The following is a 7,961-nucleotide window of genomic DNA, read 5'->3' on the forward strand; positions in this document are numbered from 1 at the left end:
ACTTCAGAATTGAACTCGCCCGTCGACATACCAGCCGACTACAAGATAGGGGCTGGCATCGCGTTCTTGGCCGTGCTTGCCCTGATTCACCTCGCCACTTGGGTGCGCGCGAATTCGCTTCGTGAAATCAGCATCGAGATTGAAGGAAGTAAAGTAAGCATCACCACCGGTGACATTTTCAAGCAAAAGGGGCTGAAGGCGATTGCTTTCAACGAATACCTAGACACCCGGGTGGACAACGTCATCATCAGCAAGGCATCGCTAAACGGAAAGTTTATCGAGTCTGAGCTGAAGGAGTCTGTCGAGGCGCTCGACGACTATATCGCGAACTTTCGATTCGACGATGGGGATATTTTCGAGACCACGGTTCGGCGACGTATCGGCAAGACGACGCGGTACCGGCTTGGCACGATCTGCGTGTACAACGACTTCCTCCTCACGGCTTTTGCCCGATTTGACGCTAAGAACCAGGCCAACCTGACGATGCCGGAGTACCTAGAGTTCCTCATCAACTTCTGGGACAAAGTTAATAAGGTCTATGCCCAGCAAAGCGTGTCAACAACTATTTTTGGCTCTGGGATTACCCGTATCAAGGGTCACAAGACGATCAGCGATGAGGACTTGTTGAAGATCATGCTGTGGACCTTCCGGATCAGCGAGATGCGGTTCAAGTATCCTGCAAAGCTAACCATCGTCATTCACGAGAGCAAGATCGATCAGATCAATCTCTTGGACATCGCATCGGTGAAGAACGGCGTCTAGCGTGTGGGCCTTTCTCACTCTTGCGGCGGCTGATCGCTTACGGCGAATAGAGAGCATTGCCGCCATTCGTTGTTTGGATCGTTAATAACTGCTGGCGACAGAGTGGGCCCGGCATTAATCGAGAATTTCCGGAGAAACTAATGACTTACCGAAACGGCTCCTATGTCGCCTTCCACGCTGGCGGAACAACTGATCCCACGGCATCAGATATCAAGTACTACAACACGATGAAGATGTGGAGTGCTAACAAGAACATTGAATTCACATTAATCAACAGCCATGAGAAGACAGCGGCAGTACGAGATTCATCAACAAAGGAAACTTTGCGTCGGTCGCTGGTCGCGCGCCTCAACAACTCCAAGCACATGGTGCTTGTCCTGACGACGACGACAAAAAACGACACCGACTGGGTTCCATTCGAGATAGCCCACGCCGTAGATGTGTGTCAGATGCCGATCATCGCTGTCTATCCGGACTTCGACTCGATACTGGCACCGGCAGACCTTGCGAATTATTGGCCTCCTGCTCTTGCATCACGCATCACGAACGGCAAGGCTCGCGTAATCCACATCCCGTTCAAACTACCGGCTGTGCTTGACGCTATCGCGCAGTTTGGCGTCTCGAACACGGCTTATCCGACAAATGGCTACGGCTTCTACAACCGTGAAACTCAGGTTGGCTGGGGGCTCATAAAGCCCTGACCATTCGTTCCAGTGTATTGCCTTCGGAAGCCACTGAACTCAAACGTTGAACGACCGGTCCTGGCCGAAACCCACCATCGAAACGATCTGGCGCCTGCCCCGCTTGCCATCCCACTCCCCTGACGCCAACCGACAGAACTCCCGAGCGAAAGTCATCCGTGAGTTTCACTGCACGAGAATCTCGTCGGTGAACAAATGGGCCGGCTTCCCCGCGCCCTCATGGCCGGGCGGGAGCACCCCGTAGTTCTGCGCGGTGACGCGCAGGTAACGGGCGGTCACCGGCGTGGCGGCTTCGAAGCGCACCGTGCGTATCATCGCGCGCAGGTCCATCGGGTCCACCGCGATCGGCGTGGATTGCAGCGTGCGCCACGTCTTGCCGTCATCCGAAACGGCGAAGGTGACGCGGCGCGGCAGCAGCGCCCATGAACCGCTCTGTTGCAGGAAGCGCATCTGGATGGTGTGGAACGGCGTGACGGGCTGCAGGTCGAGGGTGGCGTCGAGGTCGCTGCCTCTCCAGCCCACCCACAGGCCATCGTTGAAGTCGTCGTCGCCGATCACGCCGTCGACCAGTTGCGTGGCGGTGCCGGCGTAGTGCGGGTCGGGAGCGGTGAGGTAGTTGATCGGCTTGCCCAGCGCCTTGTTGTCGACGCTCTGGAACGTCTGGCTGGGCAGGTAGGGCACGCCGTGGCGGAAAGGCGCGATCTTGAGCGTCGCCGGCACGTAGCGGTCCAGCACGTCGCCGAAGGCGGGCGATTGCGAGGTCGGCTCGCTGCCGTCCACGGTGTAGTGCAGCGCGATGTCGTCGAAGCCGCGCGCGGCGCGCACGCGCCAACGGTGTTGCAGCGGGTTGTAGTCGAGCTTGTAGTCGACCAGGTCGCGGTCTTCCGGGCCGTAGGCAATGTGCTGGGCGTCCAGCCACGGGTACTGCGTGCGCAGTCGCTGCTGGAAGTCGGCGTAGTCGTTGGCGTCGGGATTCCACAGGCGTTCGGCCAGCGCGATCACGCGCGGGTACAGCATCGCCTCCAGGTTGCGCGGGGTGACGTATTCGCTCCACAGCGGCGCCTCGGCGCCGAGCACCTGGTCCTGGTGTCCCGCGAAAGCCGGCGAGGCGAACGGGTTGATGCGGTAGATGTCCTGCGTGGTGAGTTCCTCGATCGGCGTGTCCAGGTAGAACGGCCCGGCGACGATCAGCCGGTTGCCGTTGGCCAGGGCCTTGGCCGCCTCGGCGTCGCCGCGCCACATTTCCACGATGGCGTTGCGGTCGGCGCCGCCTTCGAGGATCTCGTCCCAGCCGACCAGGGTCTTGCCGCGCGCTTCGAGGTCGCGCTGGATGCGCTGGACGAACCAGCTCTGCAGGGCGTCGACGCCGGCCAGGTGCTCGTCGCGCATGCGCTGCTGCGAGGATGCGCTCTGCGCCCATTGCTGCTTGGGCACCTCGTCGCCGCCGATGTGGATGTACGGCGCAGGGAACAGCTCGGCCACTTCACTGAGCACGTCGTGCAGGAAGGTGAAGCTTGCCTCGTCGCCGGCGCAGTAGATGTCGGTGAACACGCCCCAGGTGGCCGGCACCACGATCGGCTGCTGCGGGCAGGACAACGACGGGTAGGCCGCGACCGCCGCCGAGGCATGCCCGGGCATCTCGATCTCCGGCACGATCATCACGTTGCGCTGGCGTGCGTATTCGACGATGTCGCGGATGTCCTGCCGGGTGTAGAAGCCGCCGCTGCGGCTGCCGTCGGCCTCGGTGCGCCAGGCGCCGACGCTGGTGAGCCTGGGGTATTTGCGGATCTCGATGCGCCAGCCCTGGTCGTCGGTGAGGTGCCAGTGCAGCACGTTGAGCTTGTAGCGCGAGAGCAGGTCGATCTGCTGCTTGACCAGCGCCACCGGGATGAAGTGCCGTGCCGCGTCCAGCATGACGCCGCGCCAGGCGTAGCGCGGTGCGTCGTCGATGCGCACGGCGGCGATGGCGAGCGTGGCGTGATGCCCGGGCGGCAGCAGTTGGCGCAGCGTCTGCACGCCCCAGAACAGCCCGCGGTCGTCGGCCGACGCGATCTCGACGCGCTGCGGCGTCACGGTCAGCCGATAGGCCTCCTCGCCCTGCACGGAAGGGTCGGTGCGCAGTTCGATGCGCGGCTGGCGGGTGGCTGCGCCGATCCGCAGCGCGATGCCGCTGTCCTCGCGGATGCCGTCGCGCAGGAAGGCCGCGATCTCCTGCGCGCGGCGATCGGCCGGCGCGACGATGCGCACGTTCGGACCCAGTGCGAAGCTGCCGCGGCCTGCCTCGATCCGTTCCGGTTGCGGGATGACCCCCGTTGCCGTTGCCTGAGTGCAGAGCGGAAAGGCGAGCAGCAACAGGGCGACGAGGTGTCTGGGCATGGCCGACGTTCCGGTCAAAGGGGGCGGGGTGATCAAGGAGGATTGATTATCCCCTTCGTTTGTCGAGCGATCAGTAGCCCACCGTGAAGCGTTGCCGCGAATGCTTCGGCGCTTCCAGTTCATCGACAAGGGCGATCGCGTAGTCCTCCATCGAGATCCAGCTCTTGCCATGGGCATCGCTGAGCAGCTGGTCGCTGCCCACGCGGAACTTGCCGGTGCGCTCGCCGGGGACGAACTCGGCCGACGGCGACAGGAAGGTCCAGTCCAGGTCGCGCTCGCCGCGCAAGGTGTCGAGGAAGCGGCGCCCCCCCTCGGCCTCGGGCCGGTAGGCCGCGGGAAAGCCGGGCGCGTCGAGCAGCATGTGCCCCGGCGCCACTTCCAGCGTGGCGGCCCCGCCGACCACCAGCAACCGCTTGACCCCGGCCTGTTTCACCGCCGCGAGCACGGTGGCGGCATCGGTGGTGGCGAACTTCAGCGCGCTGACCACCGCGTCGTGGCCGGCCAGCAGCGGCGCCAGTTGCGCGGGCTGGCCGGCGTCGGCGTTCTTCAGCACCAGGCCCGGCTGGCCGGCCAGCTTGCCGGTGTCGCGGGCGATGCCGGTGACGCGATGGCCGCGGTGCAGCAGTTCGGCCAGCAGGCGCGAGCCGACGCGTCCGCTGACGCCGAGCAGGGCGATGTCCATGGGTTCCTCCAGGAAGCGTGAAACGTCGTTCATTGCCACGACGCGGGGCGTCGGCTCAGACTGCCACGGCGAATGTAAGTCGGGCGTTACACCGATCTTCTTCCGGCGGAGTGCTGACATGAGTGGACAACCCGATACCCCGCGGCGACTGCCGACGATCTTCTTCGGCCACGGCAATCCGATGAACGCGTTGCACGACAACGACTGGAGCCGCGGCTGGGCCGCGATCGGCCAGCGCCTGCCGCGGCCGCGCGCGGTGCTGTCGGTGTCGGCGCACTGGTACCTGCCGGCCACCTTGCTCACCGCGATGGCCAGGCCGCGCACGATCCATGACTTCGGCGGCTTCCCGCGCGAACTGTTCGAGGTGGAGTACCCGGCGCCGGGCGACCTCGACCTGGTGCGTCGCGTGCGCGACCTGCTGCAGCCGCTGGACGTGGGCGAGGACCGTTCGTGGGGACTGGACCACGGCACCTGGTCGGTGCTGCGCCATGTCTATCCCGACGCCGACGTGCCGGTGGTGCAGCTGTCCATCGACGAGTCGCAGCCGCCGGCGTTCCACTACGGCCTGGGCCGATTGCTGCGGCCGCTGCGCGACGAAGGCATCCTGCTGATCGGCAGTGGCGACGTGGTGCACAACCTGCACGCCTATGCCTGGGGCCGCCACCCGGCCGAGCCGTTCGACTGGGCGCTGCGCTTCGAGGCCAGGGCGCGCGAACTGATGCGCCAAGGCGACCATCACGCGCTGGTGGACTACCCGGCGCTGGGCCGCGATGCCGAACTGTCGATCCCCACGCCGGAACACTACCTGCCGCTGCTGTACGTGCTCGGCGCCAGCGACGAAAGCGACGCGGTGACATTCCCGGTCGAGGGCATGGACGGCGGCTCGATCTCGATGCTGAGCGTGCAGTTCGGCTGAGTCGTCCGCCGCGGGGATCAGTCGCCGGCCCCGTTCGCCAGCCACGCCCGCGCGGCCACCATCAGCGTCTGCACGCCGGTTTCCAGGGTCGGATGCAGCACCGGCAGGAAGCGGGGGTTGTGGTTGGTGGGGATCTCGTTGAGGCGATTTTCCGCCTTCGCCTTCGCGTAGGTTTCCGGGTCGGTGCCGCCGACGAACCAGAACACCGAGGGCGCGCACCACTCGGCGCCGAACGAACCGAAGTCCTCGCTGGCCGAGGTCGGCCCGGTCTGGTGGATGCGTTCGGCGCCAAAGTGGCGGCGGAAAGCCTCGGCCACCGTGGTGGTCGCCGCCTCGTCGTTGCTCACCAGCGAGTAGTTGTCCAGCGGGGTGATCTCCGGTGGGCGCGGCGCGCCCGACGCCGCCGCCTCGGCGTTGACGATGCGGGTGATCGCGGCGAGCACGCGCGCGCGCACGCCCTCGTCGAAGGTGCGCACGTTGAGCTTGATCACCGCCTCGTCGGGAATCACGTTTTCCTTGGTGCCGGCCTGCAGCGAACCGATGGTGAGCACCGCCGCCTCGCTGGGCGAGAGTTCGCGCGCCACGATGGTCTGCAGGCGCAGCACGGTGGCCGCCGCCATCACCACCGGATCGATGCTCGCCTGCGGCATCGAACCGTGCGCGCCGCGGCCGAACAGGCGGATCTGCAGGCTGTCGGCAGCCGAGGTGATCACCCCCTTGCGCCCGCCGATCGCGCCGGCGGGACCGACCATCACGTGCTGGCCGAGCACCACGGCGGGCTTGGGAAAGCGCTGGAACAGGCCGTCGTCGATCATCGCCTGGGCGCCTTCGGCGGTCTCTTCCGCGGGCTGGAACACCGCCATCAGCGTGCCGTTCCAGCTGTCCCGCGTCTGTGCCATCAAGGTGCTGGCGCCGACCAGCCAGGCGACGTGCATGTCGTGGCCGCAGGCGTGCATCACCGGCACGCTGTTGCCTGCGTGGTCCGTTGCCGTGAGCTTGCTTGCGTAGGCCGCGCCGGTGGCCTCCTCCACGGGCAGCGCGTCCATGTCCGCACGCAACATCACCACCGGCCCGTTGCCGTTGCGCAGCAGGCCGACCACGCCGGTCTTGCCGATCCCGGTGGTCACCTCATAACCGGCCGCGCGCAGGCGCTCGGCGGCCAGGCCCGCGGTGCGGGTCTCCTGCATCGAGAGTTCGGGATGCGCGTGGATGTCGGTGTACAGCGCTTCCAGTTGCGGCAGCAGGTCCTGCAGGTTGCCGGGCAGGGATTCGCTGGCAGGTGTCGACTTCTCGTTCATGGTCCGGGTCCCGTGATTCGATCGTTGTAAAGCTACTCCACGGTGGTCCATCGCAGGTGAGGACGACACGCGGATCTGCGGCGTTGCACCAAATCGAAACATTGTCCATGATGGTGCAATGAACGAACTGGCGTGGCGGACGTGGGCGGAGCAGATGGCGACCGGGCTGGTGCTGGTCGACGCGGAGCTGCGCCTGCGCTGGGTCAATCCGGCGCTGACCGAGTGGCTGGAACTGGGCTTGCGCAGTCCGCTCGGGCAGCCGCTCGGGGTCTTGCTGGGCGATGACGGCGCGGTGGCGCAGGCGGCGCGGGTGCTGACCGAACAGCGGCCGGCGCAGTGGCGCGGGGTGTCGCTGCCGGCGGCCAGCGGTCGCCAGCTCAGCGCGGACATCGCCGTGCAGCCGTTCGACGACGGTCTGCTGCTGGAAGTGCACGCGCTGGCCGAGCCGGTGGAGAGCAGCTCGCCGCTGTCGGCCACGCTGCGCGGTTTCGCCCATGAGGTGAAGAATCCGCTGGCCGGCCTGCGCGGCGCGGCGCAGCTGCTGCAGCGGCGGGTCGACAGCGACGACCTGCGCGCGCTGGCCGGGCTGATCATCGACGAGGCCGACCGCCTCGGCGTGCTGGCCAATCGCCTGCTGCATCACGACGGCGCGCCCCAGCTCGGCCCGGTCAACATCCACCGCTTGCTGGAACGCCTGTGCGACCTGCTGCAGGCGGAACCCGCGCCGCCCCGGCTGTGTCACGACTACGACCCCAGCGTGCCCGACCTGATGGGCGACGCCGATCGCCTGCAACAGCTGCTGCTGAACCTGGCCCGCAACGCGATGGAAGCCGGCGCGCACACGCTGACCCTGCGCACGCGGATCGAACACGGCCTGCGCGTGGGCGAGCGGATGCTGCGCATGGCCTTGCGCGTGGACGTGATCGACGACGGCGCCGGCGTGCCCGCCGCGCTGCGCGACAGCCTGTTCCAGCCGCTGGTCTCCGGCCGCGCCGACGGCACCGGTCTGGGCCTGGCCCTGTCGCGCGAGATCGCCCACGAACACGGCGGCGAACTGCGCTGCGCCAGCCGCCCCGGCCACACCGTGTTCTCGCTGTACCTGCCACTGGAGCGCGCCCATGACTGACCCGCGCGCACGCGCTCCACTCCCTCCCCTGCGCAGCCGGGGAGGGTTGGAGTGGGGTCAGTCCTTGATCTTCGCGGCCCGCCCGAGCAACCCCCTCCCA

General features: G+C 66.4%; 7 protein-coding genes. 4 read left to right on the top strand and 3 right to left on the bottom strand.

Annotation, left to right across the window (positions count from 1 at the left end; all coding sequences use genetic code 11):
* Together UU7_RS18700 and UU7_RS16260 are read left to right on the top strand one after the other, a co-directional pair.
* Nucleotides 1-762, top strand: a 762-nt coding sequence (locus UU7_RS18700; protein ID WP_007810241.1) for a macro domain-containing protein, incomplete at its 5' end; no start/stop codon positions are given.
* A 140-nt stretch (nt 763-902) separates the two neighbouring features.
* On the top strand, nt 903-1,463 hold the full coding sequence (locus tag UU7_RS16260; RefSeq protein ID WP_040673615.1) for a TIR domain-containing protein: 561 nt from the start codon (nt 903-905) through the stop codon (nt 1,461-1,463).
* A gap of 165 nt (nt 1,464-1,628) precedes the next feature.
* Here UU7_RS16260 and UU7_RS16265 read toward each other — a convergent pair whose 3' ends face one another.
* Both UU7_RS16265 and UU7_RS16270 read right to left on the bottom strand, forming a co-directional pair.
* The gene (locus tag UU7_RS16265) at nt 1,629-3,839 is read right to left on the bottom strand and encodes a glycoside hydrolase family 20 protein (RefSeq protein ID WP_007810245.1); all 2,211 of its coding nucleotides are present in this window, start codon (nt 3,837-3,839) and stop codon (nt 1,629-1,631) included.
* Nucleotides 3,840-3,909: 70 nt separating this feature from the next.
* Nucleotides 3,910-4,521 carry an NAD(P)-dependent oxidoreductase gene (locus tag UU7_RS16270; RefSeq protein WP_007810247.1) on the bottom strand — a complete coding sequence of 204 codons (612 nt, stop codon included), beginning with the start codon at nt 4,519-4,521 and terminating at the stop codon, nt 3,910-3,912.
* 118 nt (nt 4,522-4,639) lie between these two features.
* On the opposite strand from UU7_RS16270, the gene ygiD reads away from it, so the two are divergent.
* A complete protein-coding gene (ygiD, locus tag UU7_RS16275) occupies nt 4,640-5,437 on the top strand; it encodes a 4,5-DOPA-extradiol-dioxygenase (RefSeq protein WP_007810249.1) in 798 nt (265 codons plus the stop codon).
* Between the two features lie 17 nt (nt 5,438-5,454).
* On the opposite strand, the gene UU7_RS16280 is transcribed toward ygiD, so the two are convergent.
* The gene (locus UU7_RS16280) at nt 5,455-6,735 is read right to left on the bottom strand and encodes a M20 family metallopeptidase (RefSeq protein WP_007810251.1); all 1,281 of its coding nucleotides are present in this window, start codon (nt 6,733-6,735) and stop codon (nt 5,455-5,457) included.
* Between the two features lie 118 nt (nt 6,736-6,853).
* Between UU7_RS16280 and UU7_RS16285 the strand changes: the two genes are divergently transcribed.
* Nucleotides 6,854-7,861 carry a two-component system sensor histidine kinase NtrB gene (locus UU7_RS16285; protein WP_007810252.1) on the top strand — a complete coding sequence of 336 codons (1,008 nt, stop codon included), beginning with the start codon at nt 6,854-6,856 and terminating at the stop codon, nt 7,859-7,861.
* Nucleotides 7,862-7,961 lie beyond the last annotated feature (100 nt).

The sequence above is a fragment of the Rhodanobacter spathiphylli B39 genome, assembly GCF_000264295.1.
Lineage (GTDB): Bacteria > Pseudomonadota > Gammaproteobacteria > Xanthomonadales > Rhodanobacteraceae > Rhodanobacter > Rhodanobacter spathiphylli.

Bases quoted from the DNA above. Each gene is read 5' to 3' on its own strand.
- UU7_RS16260 (WP_040673615.1), top strand. From the start codon at position 903: ATGACTTACCGAAACGGCTCCTATGTCGCCTTCCACGCTGGCGGAACA.
- UU7_RS16265 (WP_007810245.1), bottom strand. From the start codon at position 3,839: ATGCCCAGACACCTCGTCGCCCTGTTGCTGCTCGCCTTTCCGCTCTGC.
- UU7_RS16270 (WP_007810247.1), bottom strand. From the start codon at position 4,521: ATGGACATCGCCCTGCTCGGCGTCAGCGGACGCGTCGGCTCGCGCCTG.
- ygiD (WP_007810249.1), top strand. From the start codon at position 4,640: ATGAGTGGACAACCCGATACCCCGCGGCGACTGCCGACGATCTTCTTC.
- UU7_RS16280 (WP_007810251.1), bottom strand. From the start codon at position 6,735: ATGAACGAGAAGTCGACACCTGCCAGCGAATCCCTGCCCGGCAACCTG.
- UU7_RS16285 (WP_007810252.1), top strand. From the start codon at position 6,854: ATGAACGAACTGGCGTGGCGGACGTGGGCGGAGCAGATGGCGACCGGG.